This is a genomic window from Kitasatospora sp. NPDC094019 (assembly GCF_044764505.1).
GTDB lineage: Bacteria > Actinomycetota > Actinomycetes > Streptomycetales > Streptomycetaceae > Kitasatospora.
This window is the reverse complement of sequence record NZ_JBIWIF010000016.1, coordinates 174,587-190,555: the sequence shown is the minus strand read 5'-3', so window position 1 is coordinate 190,555 and position 15,969 is coordinate 174,587. Positions and strand designations below refer to the sequence as shown.

The 15,969-nt window shown below is 74.8% G+C and carries 13 protein-coding genes; 9 read left to right on the top strand and 4 right to left on the bottom strand.

Annotated features, from left to right (window positions below):
• Nucleotides 1–4: 4 nt before the first annotated feature.
• Nucleotides 5–565, bottom strand: a complete 561-nt coding sequence (locus ACIQ9P_RS30090) for a hypothetical protein (protein WP_402362975.1) — start codon at nt 563–565, stop codon at nt 5–7.
• Nucleotides 566–726: 161 nt separating this feature from the next.
• Between ACIQ9P_RS30090 and ACIQ9P_RS30085 the strand changes: the two genes are divergently transcribed.
• The 4 genes from ACIQ9P_RS30085 (at nt 727) to ACIQ9P_RS30070 (ending at nt 3,792) form a co-directional block, all read left to right on the top strand.
• Nucleotides 727–1,404, top strand: a complete 678-nt coding sequence (locus ACIQ9P_RS30085) for a TetR/AcrR family transcriptional regulator (RefSeq protein ID WP_402362972.1) — start codon at nt 727–729, stop codon at nt 1,402–1,404.
• Between the two features lie 128 nt (nt 1,405–1,532).
• On the top strand, nt 1,533–1,727 hold the full coding sequence (locus ACIQ9P_RS30080; protein ID WP_402362969.1) for a DUF1918 domain-containing protein: 195 nt from the start codon (nt 1,533–1,535) through the stop codon (nt 1,725–1,727).
• 47 nt (nt 1,728–1,774) lie between these two features.
• Entirely contained in the window at nt 1,775–2,530 is a 756-nt protein-coding gene (locus ACIQ9P_RS30075; RefSeq protein WP_402362966.1) for a DedA family protein, read from the top strand.
• Between the two features lie 74 nt (nt 2,531–2,604).
• Nucleotides 2,605–3,792, top strand: a complete 1,188-nt coding sequence (locus ACIQ9P_RS30070) for a PP2C family protein-serine/threonine phosphatase (RefSeq protein WP_402362963.1) — start codon at nt 2,605–2,607, stop codon at nt 3,790–3,792.
• A gap of 11 nt (nt 3,793–3,803) precedes the next feature.
• Here ACIQ9P_RS30070 and ACIQ9P_RS30065 read toward each other — a convergent pair whose 3' ends face one another.
• Nucleotides 3,804–4,544 carry a PIG-L deacetylase family protein gene (locus tag ACIQ9P_RS30065; protein WP_402362960.1) on the bottom strand — a complete coding sequence of 247 codons (741 nt, stop codon included), beginning with the start codon at nt 4,542–4,544 and terminating at the stop codon, nt 3,804–3,806.
• 186 nt (nt 4,545–4,730) lie between these two features.
• Here ACIQ9P_RS30065 and ACIQ9P_RS30060 point away from each other — a divergent pair, with 186 nt between their 5' ends.
• From ACIQ9P_RS30060 to ACIQ9P_RS30050, 3 genes are read left to right on the top strand one after another with little or no spacing between them, the layout of a single operon-like run.
• Nucleotides 4,731–5,468 (top strand): ArsR/SmtB family transcription factor, encoded by a 738-nt coding sequence (locus ACIQ9P_RS30060; RefSeq protein WP_402362957.1) that lies wholly within the window; start codon nt 4,731–4,733, stop codon nt 5,466–5,468.
• Complete coding sequence (locus ACIQ9P_RS30055; protein WP_402362954.1) at nt 5,465–7,009, top strand: MFS transporter; 1,545 nt, start codon at nt 5,465–5,467, stop codon at nt 7,007–7,009. The genes ACIQ9P_RS30060 and ACIQ9P_RS30055 overlap by 4 nt, the downstream gene beginning before the upstream one ends.
• On the top strand, nt 6,961–8,946 hold the full coding sequence (locus ACIQ9P_RS30050) for an FUSC family protein (RefSeq protein ID WP_402362951.1): 1,986 nt from the start codon (nt 6,961–6,963) through the stop codon (nt 8,944–8,946). The genes ACIQ9P_RS30055 and ACIQ9P_RS30050 overlap by 49 nt, the downstream gene beginning before the upstream one ends.
• Before the next feature lie 40 nt (nt 8,947–8,986).
• Here the strand turns inward: ACIQ9P_RS30050 and ACIQ9P_RS30045 are convergent, their stop codons facing one another.
• On the bottom strand, nt 8,987–10,393 hold the full coding sequence (locus ACIQ9P_RS30045; protein WP_402362948.1) for an amidase: 1,407 nt from the start codon (nt 10,391–10,393) through the stop codon (nt 8,987–8,989).
• A 404-nt stretch (nt 10,394–10,797) separates the two neighbouring features.
• Here ACIQ9P_RS30045 and ACIQ9P_RS30040 point away from each other — a divergent pair, with 404 nt between their 5' ends.
• Nucleotides 10,798–12,594 (top strand): glycoside hydrolase family 35 protein, encoded by a 1,797-nt coding sequence (locus tag ACIQ9P_RS30040; protein WP_402362945.1) that lies wholly within the window; start codon nt 10,798–10,800, stop codon nt 12,592–12,594.
• A 158-nt stretch (nt 12,595–12,752) separates the two neighbouring features.
• Nucleotides 12,753–13,907 carry a serine hydrolase domain-containing protein gene (locus ACIQ9P_RS30035; RefSeq protein WP_402362943.1) on the top strand — a complete coding sequence of 385 codons (1,155 nt, stop codon included), beginning with the start codon at nt 12,753–12,755 and terminating at the stop codon, nt 13,905–13,907.
• An 82-nt stretch (nt 13,908–13,989) separates the two neighbouring features.
• On the opposite strand, the gene glmS is transcribed toward ACIQ9P_RS30035, so the two are convergent.
• Nucleotides 13,990–15,816 carry a glutamine--fructose-6-phosphate transaminase (isomerizing) gene (glmS, locus tag ACIQ9P_RS30030; protein ID WP_402362940.1) on the bottom strand — a complete coding sequence of 609 codons (1,827 nt, stop codon included), beginning with the start codon at nt 15,814–15,816 and terminating at the stop codon, nt 13,990–13,992.
• Nucleotides 15,817–15,969 lie beyond the last annotated feature (153 nt).

The window sequence follows — 15,969 nt, the reverse complement described above, 5'->3', positions numbered from 1 at the left end:
CGGGTCAGCCGAGGGTGACGCCGCGCTCGGCTGCCAACTCCTCCAGCCCGTACCGGGCGACGTGCTCCGGATTGGAAAGGTCGACGGTGCGGACGCCCTCGGCGGCCAGCCGCTCGTTGATCTCGTCCAGGTGCTGCCGGACGAGCTGCTTCTCGGCGTCGGTGGTGCGGCCCTTGTGCGGACGGCCGGCGTGTTCCGGGCTCGCGTAGTTGACCCGCTCCCGGCCCGCACCGGCGCCCACGGCCTGCGCCGGCACCGGCCGGGCGGCCACCCGCTCGGCACCGCGCAGCACCTCGGCCATCGGCGTCACCGTGGCCAGCCGGTCGAAAGCCTCGGCGGTCATGACCACCGTCTCCGGCTCCTCCGCGTCCGGGTGGTGGAGCTCGATCGTCACCAGGTCGAGCGCCAGCCCCCGCACCTCGGCCAGTTCCCCGGCGAGCGCCTCGATCGCGACCGGCCCGCCGACGAGGTCCGGGTGGGCGCGGACGACGATCCGCACCAGCTCGTCCTCGTCCTCCGCGTGCCTGCCGGTCAGGTCCGAGAACCGGATGATCTTCTGCCCCATGTCTTCCTCTCCTGCCCCTGATGATCAGCGCAGAGAGCCTAGCCGGGCCCGGCACCGCCCCCGCCGCCGTCGCCGCCCCGCCCCCTCCCCGTCACCGGAGAACGCGCCCGCCCGGCCCCGGGGATTGGCCCGCCGAACCGCGGATGGGGCACAGTGGCCACATGAGCGCGGACACGAGGAGTCACCGGACGGCGGGGTGGACGGGCCCCGGGCGACGGAGGCCGGTGCAGCAGCGCAGCCAGGAACGCTACGAGAGGATCCTGGACGCGAGCGCCGCGCTGCTCGACGAGGCCGGACCCGCCGCGCTCACCACCAAGGAGGTGGCCCAGCGCGCCCAGGTGCCGATCGGCACCCTGTACCAGTTCTTCGCGGGCAAGGAGGATCTGCTCGCCGCGCTGGCCGGCCGCAACCTCGACCACTATCTGCAGCGGCTCGACGACCGGCTGCGCACCGAGGCCCCCACCGGGCCCGCCGGGTTCACCGATCTCGCGGTGGACGAGTTCGTCGCGATGAAGCGGACCGTCCCCGGCTTCGGCCAGGTGGACTTCGGGCTCTCCGGACCGGCCGCGGCCGGCGCCGTCCACGACGACCGGCACCTGCTGGACGCCGAGGTGGACAACAACACGGCCGTCGCGCTGCGGCTCCAGGCCCTCGGCGGCGAGCTGTTCGGCACGAGCGACCCGGCCGCGCTGACCATCGGCCTGCGGGTGGCGCTGGAGGCGGCCGACGCGGTGCTCAAGCTCGCCTTCCGCGGCGACCGGGACGGCGACCCGGCAATGATCACCGAGTGCAAGCGGTTGATCCGGTGCTACCTGGCCGACCAGCTCGGCCCGCGCTGACCCCTCCCCCTCGGCGTCCCGACGCGCCGTTGCGGCCCGCGCGCGCCCGCAGCAGAGTGGAGACAGCGGACGGGGACCCGGGCGGCCCGCCGGCCGCCGATGTCCGCACCCACCCGAGGAGCACGACCATGCACGCAGCGGTAGGCGACCAGCTCCACATCCACAGCCGGGCGGTGGGCATGGTCGACCGGAAGGGCGAGATCGTCGAGGTGCGCGGCCAGGACGGCTCGCCGCCGTACGTGGTCCGCTTCGAGGACGGCCACGAGGGTCTGGTCTACCCGGGCCCGGACTGCAACATCGAACCCCGCGAGGCGACCCGCTGACGCCACCGCCCACCGCCCCGTGCCCGCCCGGCCCGGGGCGGTGAGCCGTGCCCCTCCCACCCTGGACGGCGCGGTTCCTCGCCGAGGCCGCGCCCGAGCTGCCGGGGCCGCTCGCCGCGCTCGCGCCGCTGCTCCAGCAGTACGGCTACGCGCTGGTCGCGCTGTTCGTGCTGCTCGACAACTGCGCCGTCCCCGCGCCGGGTCAGACCGTGCTGGTGCTGGCCGCCGTCTACGCGGGCACCGGGCACCTGAACCTCGCCGCCGTGGTGGCGATCGCCTTCGGGGCAGCGGTGCTCGGCAACACCCTCGGCCATCTGATCGGCGCCACCGGCGGCCGGGCCTTCGTCCACCGCTGGGGCCGGTACGTGCTGCTCACCCCGGAACGGGCCGCCCGTGCGGAGGTGTTCTTCGCCCGGCACGGCGGCAAGGTGGTGACGGTGGCCCGGTTCGTCGACGGCCTGCGGCAGACCAGCGGCATCATCGCCGGGACGACCGGCATGCCCTGGCGCCGCTTCCAGGTGTTCAACGTGCTCGGCGCGGCGCTCTGGGTCGGGGTCTGGGCGACCGTCGGTCATGTCGCGGGTGCCAACGTCGGCACGGTGTGGCGGACGGCGGTGCGCTACCAGCTCTGGCTGCTGGTCGCGCTCGGCGTCCTGGTCGCCGCCCTCGCCGGCCGGCAGCTGCTGCGCCGTCGTCGCCGCCGGGCGCGGGAGCACGAGCACGAGGGCGGGGGCGAGGGCCGACGCGAGGGCGAGGGCCAGCAGGCGCGCGGGCAGGCGCGGGAGCGGTCGGAGGACTCCTGAGGTCCGGTGCCCGGTCCCGGTTGCGGGGACCGTCCCGGCCGGTGAGCCTGGGAACGACCAGCTGGGAGGCGAGGATGACCGGAGCCCGCACCCCGACGGACTCGGCGCCGGCCGGCCAGGTCCGGCCCCCCGGCAACCGGAGCGTCGCCGTCGGCGTGCTCGCGGCCACCGTACTGCTGCTGGCCGCGCAGGCGGTGAGCGGCAGCAGCGCGCGGCTCGTCCTGCTGCTGGTCTTCGTACCCGCCCTGCTGGCCGGTCTGGGCACGCTCGCCCAGACCGTCGCCGCCGCGATCTGGGTGACCGGGGTGATCGTGGTCAGCTCCCTGGTCTTCCCGACCCCGTCGGTGGCCGGGCGCGCGCTGACCCTGGTCGGCGTCGTCCTCGCGCAGACGGTCGGCGTGCTGCTCTGCGCGCGCCGCCTCCGCCGGGACCGCGAACTCTTCCGGATGCGGCAGACCGCCGTCGCCCTGCAGCGCCAACTCCTGCGCCCGCTCCCCGCGCCGACCCGGCACGCGCTGCTGCACGGCCGCTACCGGCCGGTCGAGGAGGACGCCCTGGTCGGCGGCGACCTCTACGACATCGCCGACACCCCGTACGGCACCCGGGTCCTCGTCGGCGACGTCCAGGGCAAGGGCCTGCCCGCGATCGGCGCGGGCTTCGCCGTGCTCGGCGCCTTCCGCGAGGCGGCGTTCCGCGACCCGGCGCTCACCGCGGTGGCGCTCGCGCTGGAGAACGCCGTCACCCGGCACAACGCCTACGCGGCGCAGAGCGGCGAGGACGAGCGCTTCGTCACGGCGACCGTGTTCGGCCTGGACGGCGGCAGCGCCGTCCAGGCCGTCAACTGCGGCCACCTCGCCCCCTATCTGCTGGGCGACGGGGAGCCCGGGACCGTTCCGCTGGACGCCGGGGTCCCGCTCGGCCTCGCCGAGCTCGCCGGGGAGGTGCGCGCCGTACAGCGGTTCGAGCTGGCGGAGGGCGACACCCTGTTGCTGGTGACCGACGGTGTGACCGAGGCCGCGGACGCCGAGGGTGTCTTCTACCCGATCGACCGACGGCTGCGGGAGCTTCCCGACCGCTCCCCCGACGCCCTCGCCGGGGCCGTCGAGGAGGACGTCCGCCGCCACAGCCACGGCCCGCTGCGGGACGATCTCACCATCCTCGCCCTGCGCCGCACGCCCGCGAGCGACCGACCGGGCGGGAACGGCCGCACGCCCGGAAGCGTGCGGCCGAACGCGGACGGTCGGTCGCCGAACGCGTCCTGAGGGGCCCGGCCTCAGCCCAGTGGGAAGACCTCGAACGGGACGGCGAAGCGGGTGCCGAGCCGGGTGCCCGCCTCCCGGCCGAAGCCCTCCAGGAAGCCGCGCGCGTCCGCCATCGCCCCGCCGAGGCCGGCCAGGTACGCCTTGTGCTCCTCCAGCGAGGCGACACCCCGGTCGAAGTGATCGGTGATGTCGACGGCGTGCCCGGACTCCGGCGAGCCGGAGACCCAGATCGCCCGCACGCCGTTCCAGGGCTCGTGACCCTCCGCGGTCAGCTCGCGGAAGATCCAGCGGTTGCCCGCGTCCCGCACCCCGTCGAGCAGGGCCCGGCCGACCGCGATGTGGTCGGCCTGGTTGAGGAAGACCCCGCCCCAGGTGTCGTGGAAGTTGATGGTGATGACGATGTCCGGGCGGTGGCGGCGGACGGCGCGGGCGATGTCCCGGCGCAGCGGCAGGCCGTTCTCGACGGTGCCGTCCGGGTGACCGAGGAACTCGACGGTGTCGACGCCGACCACGGCGGCGGAGGCGATCTGCTCGGCCTCGCGCACCGGGCCGCACAGCTCCGGTTCCATGCTGTCGATCCCGGCCTCGCCGCTGGTGGCCATCACATAGACGACCTTCTTGCCCTGGTCGGTCCAGCGGGCGACGGCGGCGGCGCCGCCGTACTCCATGTCGTCGGGGTGGGCGACGACCACGAGGGCGCTCTGCCAGTCCTCGTCGACGTGCTCGAACGGCTTCGGCTGCGGCTCGGTCATCGTGCTGCCTCTTCCTGGAACCGGTGCGTGAGGGTGGACGCACCGTGCGGTCGTACGGTCCTACCGGACGCGACTCTAGAAGATCATCGGACCGCCCGGGAGGCGATTCGGAAGAACGGGAAAGATGCAGAGACTTCTCTGCAGATACCTCTATGCAGAGGATCCTCTGCAATCTAGGCTGCGGACATGACCACCGAGCGCCCCGACAGCTCCGACAGCTCCGCCACCTCCGCCTCCGCGGCGACGCCCGCTCCCGCCGGGCCGCCGCAGCGCCGCCTCGACGCCCGCAGCCTGCGCGGGCTCGCGCACCCGTTGCGGATGCAGATCTTCGAGCTCCTCAACCTCGACGGGCCCGCGACCGCCACCCGGCTCGCCGAACGGCTCGGCGAGAACACCGGCACCGTCAGCTGGCACCTGCGCCACCTCGCGGAGCACGGGTTCATCGAGGAGGAGACCGGACGCGGCACCAAGCGCGAGCGCTGGTGGCGCCGGGTGGAGGTGTCCAACCGTCTCGACACCGCCGACTTCCGGCACGACCCGGACAGCCGCGGCGCGGTCTCGCTCTATCTGCACCAGCTGGTCCAGCAGTACTTCAACCGGGTCAACGACTACATCGCCGAGGACTGGCCGGACGAGTGGCGCAACGTCGGCACCATCTCGGACTGGCGGCGGCTGCGGCTGAACCCGGCCCAGCTCCAGGCGCTCAACGACGAGATCTTCGCCGTCGTCGAGCGCCACACCCAGGCCCCGGGCACCGAGCCGGACCCGGCCGCACTGCCGATCGTCGTCCAGCTCCAGTCCTTCCCGCGCCGCCCCCGCGCCGACGCGGCCCGGAGCGACGAGGCCCGCGCCGACGCGGCCCGGAGCGGCAACGCCCGCACCGACGAGGCCCGCGCCGACGGCGACGCCCGGAGCGCCGAATGAAGCCCGACGCCCCCCGCCGCAGCCTGCTCCGCCGTCACCGGGACTTCCGCCTGCTCTGGTGCGGCGAGACCGCCGGCAAGTTCGGCGCCTCCGTGACCGGCGTCGCGATGCCGCTCATCGCGGTCTCCGAACTGCACGCCTCGACCTTCCAGATCGGCCTGCTCAGCGCCGCCTCCTGGGCGCCCTGGCTGGTCGTGGGCCTGGCGGCCGGCGTCTGGGTGGACCGCCTGCCGCGCCGGACCGTGATGCTGGTGTCCGCCGCCGTCTCGCTCGTCCTGTTCACCGCCGTCCCCGCCGCCGCCTGGGCCGGACGGCTCAGCACCGGCCTGCTGCTGGCGGTCGCCCTGCTCACCGGCACCTCGGCCGTGTTCTTCCAGACCGCCTACACCGCCTACCTGCCCGACCTGCTCGCCCCCGCCGACCAGCCCGAGGGCAACGCCAAGCTGCACGGCAGTGCCTCCGCAGCCCAGATCGCCGGCCTCGGCTCCGGCGGCCTGGTCGCCCAGCTCGCCGGCGCCGCCAACGGCATGCTCGCCAACGCGGCCACGTTCCTGGTCTCGCTGCTCTGTCTGAGCGGCATCCGGCACCGCGAGACCCCGGCAGCCGCCCGCGACGGGCGCGTCCGGAACCACGACGGACACGACCCGGGCCGCGCCGGACGCGGCCCGGAGCACACCGGACGCGGCACCGACCGCGCGCTGCGGCGCGAGATCGGCGAGGGCCTGCGACTGGTCGCCGGGGACCGCTGGCTGCGCACCCTCACCCTCTACGGCGCCACCTCCAACCTGGCGCTGATGGGGTACCAGTCGATCCTGGTCGCGTTCCTGGTCCGCGAGGTCGGACTCGCCCCCGGCACCGTCGGCGGGCTGGTCGCGGTGGCCGGCAGCGGCGGTGTCCTCGGCGCCTTCGCCGCCCGCCGGGTCGCCTCCCGGGTCGGCACGGCCCGCGCGATGCTCCTCTTCGAGCTGGGCCTGCCCGTGCTCGCCCTGCTGATCCCGCTCACCGGGAGCGGCACGGGCGTGCTCTGCTACGCCGTGGGCGGCTTCGGGGTCTCGGCCGGTGTGGTGGCCGGCAACGTCATCAAGGCCGGCTTCCAGCAGCACTACTGCCCGCCCGAGCTGCTGGGCCGGATCACCGCGAGCGCCGCCGTCCTCAACTTCGGCACCATCCCGGTGGGCGCCCTGCTCGCCGGTGTGCTCGGCACCGCGGTGGGGCTGCGCCCAGCCATGTGGATCACCACGGCCGGAGTGCCGCTCGCGGGGCTCGTCCTCCTGCTCTCCCCCGTCGGCCGGGCCCGCGACCTCCCCACCACCCACCACCCGCCGCCCGGCCGATCCGGCCGCCGCGCCGGCGCCCGCGCCCGGCACCGCCGCGGCCACCGCCTGACCGGTCCTCACCGGTCCTCATCGGCGCGGTCGGTCCGGGACCCGCGCCGACCCGTCCGTGCGCGCCGCGCCCGGGGCCGTACCGGCGCGAGCCGTAGGTTGGGCCCATGGCACAGCGCGCGCACGGCGTCCGGCTCTCGCCGCCGACCTGGCTGACGACCGGGCTGCGGCCCCACCCCGCACCGGTGCCGTGGGCGGCGGTGGCCCGCGCCTCGGTCGCGCTCGCCGCGCCGCTGGCCGTCGGCCTCGCCGCCGGGCGGCCCGCGTACGGCGCCCTGGTCTCGATGGGCGCCCTGTCCGGGGTGATCGGCGACACCGCCGACGCCTACCGGATGCGGTTCTTCAACATCGCCGTCCCCCAGCTGTTCGGCGCCGTCGGCGTCACCCTCGGCACGCTGGTGTACGGCCGCGACTGGACCGCCGTCGTCGTCCTCACCCTGGTGGCACTGGTCTCCGGGATGATCTCCTCGATCGGCTCGGTCGCCTCCGTCTCCGGACTCCTGCTCCTCCTCAACGCCGTCGTCGGGGCCGGGCTGCCGATGCCCCGGCCGTGGTGGACGGCACCGCTGCTGCTCACCGCCGGCGGGGCGGTGGTGCTGCTGCTCACCCTGTTCGGCTGGCCACTGCGCGGCGGTGTCCCCGAACGCGCGGCCGTCGCCGCCTCCTACCGCTCGGTCGCCGCCTTCGTCCGGGCCGCCGGCACCCCCGAGCACGACGAACGGCGACAGGCCGTCACCCAGTCGCTCAACGCCTCGTACGACCTGCTGCTCGCCCACCGCACCCGCCGGCACGGCCGCTCCCCCGGGCTGACCCGGCTGATCGCCCGCCTCAACGCCCTGATCCCGATCGTCGAGGCCACCTCCGCCGCCAAACTGCGCCCGGCCCGGCTCGGCCCGCTGCCGTCGGCCTGGCCGGAGGCCGTCCTGGCACTCGCCGACAGCGTCGAGGACGGCACCCGGACCGGCACCGCCGTCCGCCTCGACCTGCCCCCGCCGACCGGCCCCTCGGAACGCGCCCTGGACCAGGCCCTGCGCTACGCGGCGGCCGTCGGCGCCGAGCCCGACCACGCGCACGCCGCCGACCCCGACCGACTCGGCCGCCCCGCCGCCCCCTGGGTGCGGACCAGGCGCGCGGCCCGGGCGGCGCTGCTCTCCGGCGCGTCCTGGCGCTACGGCCTGCGGCTCGCCCTGTGCATCGGTCTGGCCCAGGTGGTGGTGTCGGTGCTGCCGGTGCCCCGCTCCTACTGGGTCGCGCTGACCGTCACCTTCGTCCTCAAGCCGGACTTCGGCTCGGTGTTCTCCCGGGCCGTGCTGCGCGCCCTCGGCACGGCCGGCGGACTGCTGATCGCCGTACCGGTGCTGGCCGAGGTGCCGCGCGGCTGGTGGGACGTGCCGACCGTCGCGCTGCTGGCGGCGCTGATCCCGGCCTTCTCCGCCAAGGGCTACGCGTTCCAGACGGCGGCCATCACCCCGGTCATCCTGCTGCTGTCCGACCTGCTCAACCACCAGGGGTTCGGGCTCGTCCTGCCCCGGCTCTACGATTCGCTGATCGGCTGCGGGATCGCCCTGGTCGCCGGGTACCTGTGCTGGCCGGAGTCCTGGCACACCCGGATCGGCGACCGGCTGGCCGACACCGTGACGGACGCCTCCGCGTACGTGGCCCTGGCCTTCGCCGGCGCTCCCGGCCAGGACCGACCGGCCCGGCCGCTCCGACGCCGCCGCCTCTACCGGGACCTCTCGGCGGTCCGCTCCGAGTTCCAGCGCGCGCTCACCGAGCCGCCGCCGACCGGGCCCCGGGCGGCGGCGTGGTGGCCGCTGGTGATCGCGGTGGAACGGGTGGTCGAGGCCACCACCGCCACCCGGGTCCGGGTCGAGCACGGGGAACCGGCGCCGCCGCCGGGCGAGGTCGCCGCCATCGCGGCGGACCTGGCCGCGCTGGCCGGGGCGCTGCGCACCGGAACCCCCCTGCCGGGGCCGGGGCCGGACGGGGATGCCGACACCGCCGCGGCCGGGTCCCCCGGCTCCGACGTGCTCGGACCGCTGCGCAGCGAGGTCCGGGCCGCCTGCGCCATCGCCTCCCCGGTCCTCGGCTGAGCGCCCGCCCCGGCCCCCGCCGTACGGCCGGCCGACGCCCTCAGTCCTGGATCCGCCGCCAGGGCCGGTCCGCCTCCAGCGCGAACGCCAGCTCCAGCAGCACCCGTTCCTCCCCGTGCGCCGCCGACAGGTGGACGCCGACCGGCAGGCCGTCCGCGCCCGCGCCGGTCGGCAGCGCGATCGCCGGCCCGCCGGTGACGTTGTTGACCGGGGTGATCGCCACGTACCGGGTGAGCCGGTCGATCAGTTCCTCGAAGGCGATGTTCGGGCTCAGGTAACCGATCGGCGGCGCGACGTGTGCCAGCACCGGCGAGAGGATCACGTCGTGGGTCCGGAACATCCCGGCGTACGTCTCCTCGGCGCGCCGCAGCCGCCGCACCACGCCCGGCACGCTCCGGAACTCCCGGTGGAACAGCCTCCGCAGCCCGGTGGTCAGCCCGTCCAGCCGGTTCGCCCGGAAACCGGGGTCGACGGTCAGCCGACCGGTGGTGGCGATCAGGAAGGCGATGTAGCCCCAGTAGAGGACGAAGTCGCGGGAGAACTCCTCCCCGAACAGCATCACGGCCGGGGTCACCTCGTGCCCCAGCGCCTCCAGCCGGGCCGCCGTCGCCTCGACCGCCGCCCGGGTCGGCGCGTCGCTGGTCGCGACCGGCGAGTCCACCACCAGGCCGATCCGCAGCCGGCGCGCGCCCGGGCCCTCGACCAGGCCGAGCGGGGGCAGCGCGGGGTTGCGGTAGTGGCGTTCGGCGGCGGCGAAGAACGCGGCGGTGTCGCGGACGGAGCGGGTCAGCACACCGTCCGTCACCAGGTCCACCGGCAACCGGCGGCCCTGGGCGTTGGGCACCATCCGGCCCCGGGTGGGCTTGAGTCCGACCAGTCCGCAGCAGGCGGCCGGGATCCGGATCGAGCCGCCGCCGTCGTTGGCGTGGGCGATCGGGACCACGCCCGAGGCGACCAGGGCGGCCGCGCCGCCCGAGGAGGCACCCGGGGAGTGCGAGGTCAGCCACGGGTTGCGGACGGGGCGGGCGGAGGCGAACTCGGTGGAGGCGTTGAGCCCGAACTCCGGCAGCCGGGTCTTGCCGAGCACGCCCAGGCCGGTGCCGAGGAACTGCTCGGCGAAGCCCGCGCTGCGACGGGCGGGCCGGGCCCGGTAGGCCGAACTGCCCTGACCGGTCGGCATCCCGCGCAGGTCGGTGTTGTCCTTCAGATAGCTGGGCACTCCCGACAGCGGGGCGTCCTCGGCGCTGCCGTCGGCCCCGTGCGGGCGCCCGTACGCGGCGAAGGCGACCGGGGCGAGTGCCGCGTCGACCCGTTCGGCCCGGGCCGCCGCGGCCGCCGCCAGCTCGGCGGGGGCCACCTCACCGGCCCGCACCAGTGCGGCCAGCGCCACCGCGTCGTGCTCCCCCAGCGCGTCGTCCGCGTACGCGTGCACCCGCTCGTCGGCCATCCGGACTCCCCATCCCTGCCAGTCACCAATCGGTGGCGGCGCCCCCGGATACGTACCTACCCGTCGGTAATGCCGCGCGAGCTGAGCAGTCTAGGGGCGGAGCGGCGCGTGGAACACCCCGTGTCCCGAACCCGGAAGCGATGCCCCGACGCTGGCGGACCGCCCGGGCATCGCGCCCGGGCGGTCCGCCGGCGGACGGAGCGCCACCGCGTCAGGTGCAGTGGATCTTCCCGCAGTTCGGCGTGGAGATCCGGTGCTGCGTGCCCGCCGAAAGCCGGGTGGGGCGCGTACACACCTCGTATACGCTGGCTGGACGAGGGCCGGCCCGGGGGGCTGACGCCCCGGGGCCGGTTCCGACGCAACAGCACCCGACCGACGACCGCGTCAACCGAAAGCTGGTCCGCATGATCGAGCTCGACTTCGACGACGACGGCTTCCGCCGCAATGGCGTGCCGCACCGGATCGTCTCCGGCGCGCTGCACTACTTCCGGGTCCACCCGGAGCTGTGGGACGACCGGCTGGCCCGGCTGCGCGCGCTGGGTCTCAACACCGTGGACACCTACATCCCGTGGAACTTCCACGAGCTCCCCTCCGGCGAGGTGGACTTCACCGGCTGGCGGGACATCGCGCGGTTCGTCCGGACCGCCGAGCGGCACGGGCTGGACGTCATCCTCCGCCCGGGCCCCTACATCTGCGCCGAGTGGGAGTCGGGCGGTCTGCCGGCCCGGCTGCTCGCCGCGGACGGAATGGGGCTGCGCAGTTCCGACCCGGCGTTCCTCGCCGAGGTGGACGGCTGGTTCGACGCCGTGGTTCCCGAACTGCTGCCGCTGCTGGGCAGCCGCGGCGGCCCGGTGGTGGCCGTCCAGGTGGAGAACGAGTACGGGAGCTACGGCACCGACGCCGCCTACCTCGCCCATCTGCGCGACGGCCTCCTCGCCCGCGGGGTGGACTGCCTGCTGTTCACCGCCGACGGTTCCGAGGACTTCATGCAGCAGGGCGGGGCGGTGCCGGGGCTGCTCGCCACCGGGACGTTCGGCTCGCGGGCGCCGGAGCGTTTCGAGGTGCTGCGTCGGCAGCAGCCGAAGGGGCCGCTGGCGGCGATGGAGTTCTGGATCGGCTGGTTCGACCGGGTCGGCGAGCCGCACCACGTCCGGGACGTCGAGGAGACGGCGGGCTCGCTCGACGAGTTGCTCGCGACCGGGGCCTCGGTGAACCTCTACATGGCGCACGGCGGCACCAACTTCGGTTTCTGGGCGGGGGCCAACCACTCGGGGACGGGGCCGGACACCGCGGGCTACGAGCCGACCGTGACCAGTTACGACTACGACGCGCCGATCGGCGAGGCGGGCGAGCTGACCGCCAAGTTCCACGCGCTGCGGGCCGTCATCGGCAAGTACGCGCCGCTCCCGGAGGGCGAACTGCCGGCGCCGCCGCCGCGCCTGGAGCCCCGCCGGCTGGAGCGGGCGACCGGCCGGGCGCGGCTGCTGGACTCCCTGGACGTGCTGTCGACGCCGGTCCGCCGGCCGACCACCGAGCCGATGGAGCGGGTCGGCCAGTCGCTCGGCCTGATCCACTACCGGACGCACGTCCCGGGCCCGCGGCCGGAGATGCCGCTGCGGATCGACGGGATCGGGGACCGCGCGCAGGTCTTCGCCGACGGCCGCCCGCTGGGGGTGCTGGACCGCAACGACCCGGGCGCCACCCTGCCCCTGGCCGCCGGTCCGGCCGGGGTGACCCTGGACATCCTGGTCGAGGCGCTGGGGCGGGTCAACTACGGTCCGCAGCACGACGATCGCAAGGGAATCCGGCGCGGTGTCTCGCACGAGCGCCAGCGGCTGCACTCGTGGGAGATCCGGCCGCTGCCGCTCGCCGATCTCTCCGCCCTGGCCTTCGGCGAGGACGTCGGCGCCGCCGAGGGCGATCCCGTCCTCCACCGGTTCGAGACCGAGGTCGACACTCCGGCGGACGCCTTTCTCGCACTGCCGGACTGGGGCCGGGGCCTGCTCTGGCTCAACGGCTTCCTGCTCGGCCGCTACACCCACGAGGGCCCGCAGCGCACCCTGTACGCGCCGGGGCCGCTCTGGCAGCAGGGCCGCAACACCCTTGTCGTGCTCGAACTGGACCGCCACGGGGAGGCCCTGGAGATCCGCGACGAGCCGGACCTCGGTCCGACCACCCGCGCCCCGAGCGCCGACTACTGACACCACCGCCCGGCCGCCGCCCGACCCCGCGCCCGGCCCGCACCCGGCCCCGCGCCCGGCACCGGAATACTCCGGTGCCGGGCCGGGTTGACGCCCCGGCGGGCCGATGATCAAGACCGATGGTCGAGGCCGCGGGAAAGCGGAACCGAGGGGGAACCATGTCGAGCAGTGCCACCGTGGGCGGGAACGTCGCGCCGGGCTTCGAGGAGGTGCGCGCGGAGTTCGCCGCCGTGGTCGCGGAGGAACCGGAGGGCGGCGGCGCGCAGTTGGCCGTGCACCTGGACGGGCGGCGGGTGGTCGACCTCTGGGCCGGTGAGGGGGTCTCCGGCGAGTCGCTGTTCGCGCTCTACTCCTCCGCGAAGGGGGCGGCGCACCTGGTGACGGCACTGCTGGTGCAGGAGGGCGTACTCGACCTGGAGAAGGAAGTCGCCCACTACTGGCCGGAGTTCGCGGCCGAGGGCAAGGGTGCGCTCACCCTTCGGCAGCTGCTGGAGCACCGGGCGGGCCTGATCGGGGTCGACGGTGGGTTCACGACGGAGGAGCTGGCGGACGACCGGCGGCTCGCGGAGCGGCTGGCGGCCCAGAAGCCCTACTGGGAGCCCGGGACGGCCTACGGCTACCACGCCTACGTGATCGGCGCGCTGACCGGTGAGGTGGTCCGCCGCCGGACCGGCCGTACGCTGCGGGAGCTGTTCGAGGAGCGGATCCGGGCCCCGTACGGGCTGGACTTCTTCCTCGGCCTTCCCGCCGAGCTGGAGTCGCGGTACCTGCCGGTGCTTCCGGCGGTCCCCCTCCCCGGGCAGCAGGACGAACCGCCGGCACCCGACAGTCCGACGGGGATCGCCTTCAACCTGAACGCCTCCCCGCCCACCGACCTGATGGGTTTCGGCAACCTCCGCTCGGTGCAGACGCAGGGCCCGGCCTCGACCGGCAGCTTCGGCAACGCCCGCGGTCTGGCGGCGCTGTACGCGGCGGCGGCGCAGGGGCTGGACGGGCGGGCGCCGTTCCTGACCCCGGCCACGATCACCGAGTTCGGTCCGGTCCGCACGCACGGCACCGACGTGGTGACCGGCGAGGTGGACCACTTCGGCCTCGGCTTCGAGGCGCAGAGCACCCGCTTCCCGTTCCTCGGGGCGGAGGCGTTCGGCCACAGCGGCGCGGTGGGCGCGCAGTCCTTCGCCGATCCGCGCAGCGGCGTCGCCTACGGCTACACCCGGCGCCGGTTCAGCGCCATCCCCCTCGGCCCGGAGAACCACCGGCTGGCCGGGGCCGTCGTCCGCGCCGCCGGAGCGGTACGCGGGACGGCCGGCTGACCGTCGGACGCGTGAGGGACCGGCCGTGGAGCACGGCCGGTCCCGGGAGCGCCCGCACCCGCGCGGGCACCGGACCGTACGGCTACTCCACCGTCACGCTCTTGGCGAGGTTGCGCGGCTTGTCGACGTCGCGCCCCAGCGCCACCGCCGCGTGGTAGGCGAGCAGCTGGAGCGGGATGTTGAGCAGCAGCGGGTCGAGCTCGGGCTCGCTCTTGGGAACCAGGATGCAGTGGTCCGCGAGCTTGGTCTCGGGGCGGCGGTGGGCGACGGCGAGGACGCGGCCCGAGCGGGCCTTGATCTCGCCGAGGGTGGTGAGGTTCTTGTCGAGCAGTTCGTCGTCCGGGACGAGGGCGACGGTGGGCAGTTCGGGGCTGATCAGCGCCAGCGGGCCGTGCTTGAGCTCGCTCGCCGGGTACGCCTCGGCGTGGACGTAGGAGATCTCCTTGAGCTTCTGCGCGCCCTCGCGGGCGACGGGGTAGCCGCGCACCCGGCCGATGAACATCATGCCCTCGGACCCGGCGTACTCGGCGGCGAGTCCGGCGATGGCGTCGCTCTGGGCGAGGACCTCGCGGATCTGGTCGGGCAGCGCCTTGAGGGCGGAGACGATCCGGCGGCCGTCGGCGGGCGAGAGGTCGTGGATCCGGCCGAAGTGCAGGGCGATCAGCGCGAAGGCGACGACGGTGGAGGTGAACGCCTTGGTGGAGGCGACCGAGATCTCCGGGCCCGCGTGCAGGTAGATGCCGCCGTCGCACTCGCGGGCGATGGCGCTGCCGACGGTGTTGACGACACCGAGCACCCGGCCGCCCTTGCGCTTGACCTCCTGGACGGCGGCAAGCGTGTCGTAGGTCTCGCCGGACTGGCTGACCGCGATGTAGAGGGTGTCGGCCTCGATCACCGGGTTGCGGTAGCGGAACTCCGAGGCGGGCTCGCTGTGCGCGGGGATCCGGGCCAGTTCCTCGATCAGCTGGGCGCCCATCTCGCCGGCGTAGTAGGCGGAGCCGCAGCCGAGGATCTTGACCCGGCGGATCTCGCGCAGCTCGCGGGCGTCCAGGTTGAGGCCGCCGAGGTGGGCGGTGGCGAAGCGCTCGTCGAGGCGGCCGCCGAGGGTGCGCTCGACCGAGCCGGGCTGCTCGTGGATCTCCTTGAGCAGGAAGTGCTCGTAGCCGCCGGTGTCGTAGGAGTCGATCTCCCAGTCCACGGTGGACGGCTGGCGGTGGGTGGTGCGGGCGTCCTCGGTGAAGGTGCGGAAGCCGTCGGCGCGGACGGTGGCCAGCTCGCCGTCCTCCAGGTGGACCACCTGGCGGGTGTAGCGGACCAGGGCGGAGACGTCGGAGGCGACGAACATCTCCTTCTCGCCGATGCCGAGCACGATCGGGCTGCCGTTCCGGGCGACCACGATCCGGTCCGGCTGCTCGGCGTCGAGGACGGCGATGCCGTAGGTGCCGACGACCTTGCCGAGGGCGGCGCGCACGGCCTCCTCCAGCTCGACGCCCTCGGTGGCGTGGGCGGCGATCAGGTGGCCGAGCACCTCGGTGTCGGTCTCGGAGCGGAAGACCGCGCCGTCGGCGGTGAGCTTGGCGCGCAGCTCGTCGGCGTTCTCGATGATGCCGTTGTGGACGACGGCGATCCGCTCGGCGTTGTCCAGGTGCGGGTGGGCGTTGGCGTCGCTGGGGACGCCGTGGGTGGCCCAGCGGGTGTGACCGATGCCGGTGGTGCCCTTGAACCGGGCGGGGACGGCGGCGGCGAGGTCGGCGACGCGGCCCTTGACCTTGCGGAGCTTGATGCCGCCGGTGCGGCCGGCGACGGCGACGCCGGCCGAGTCGTAGCCTCGGTACTCCAGTCGGGCGAGGCCCTCCAGCAGGAAGGGGGTCGCGTCCTTGGGGCCGATGTAGGCCACGATTCCGCACATGGTGGTGGGCTCCTTGGTTCCTTGTTCCTTGGTTCCGGCTGTTTCCGGTGATCGCTGCTCCGGTGCTCGCCACTCCGGCGCTCACTGCTCCGGTGCTCGCCACTCCGACGCTCACTGCTCCGCGCTCGTCGCTCCGGGGCCGGCCGCTCCGGG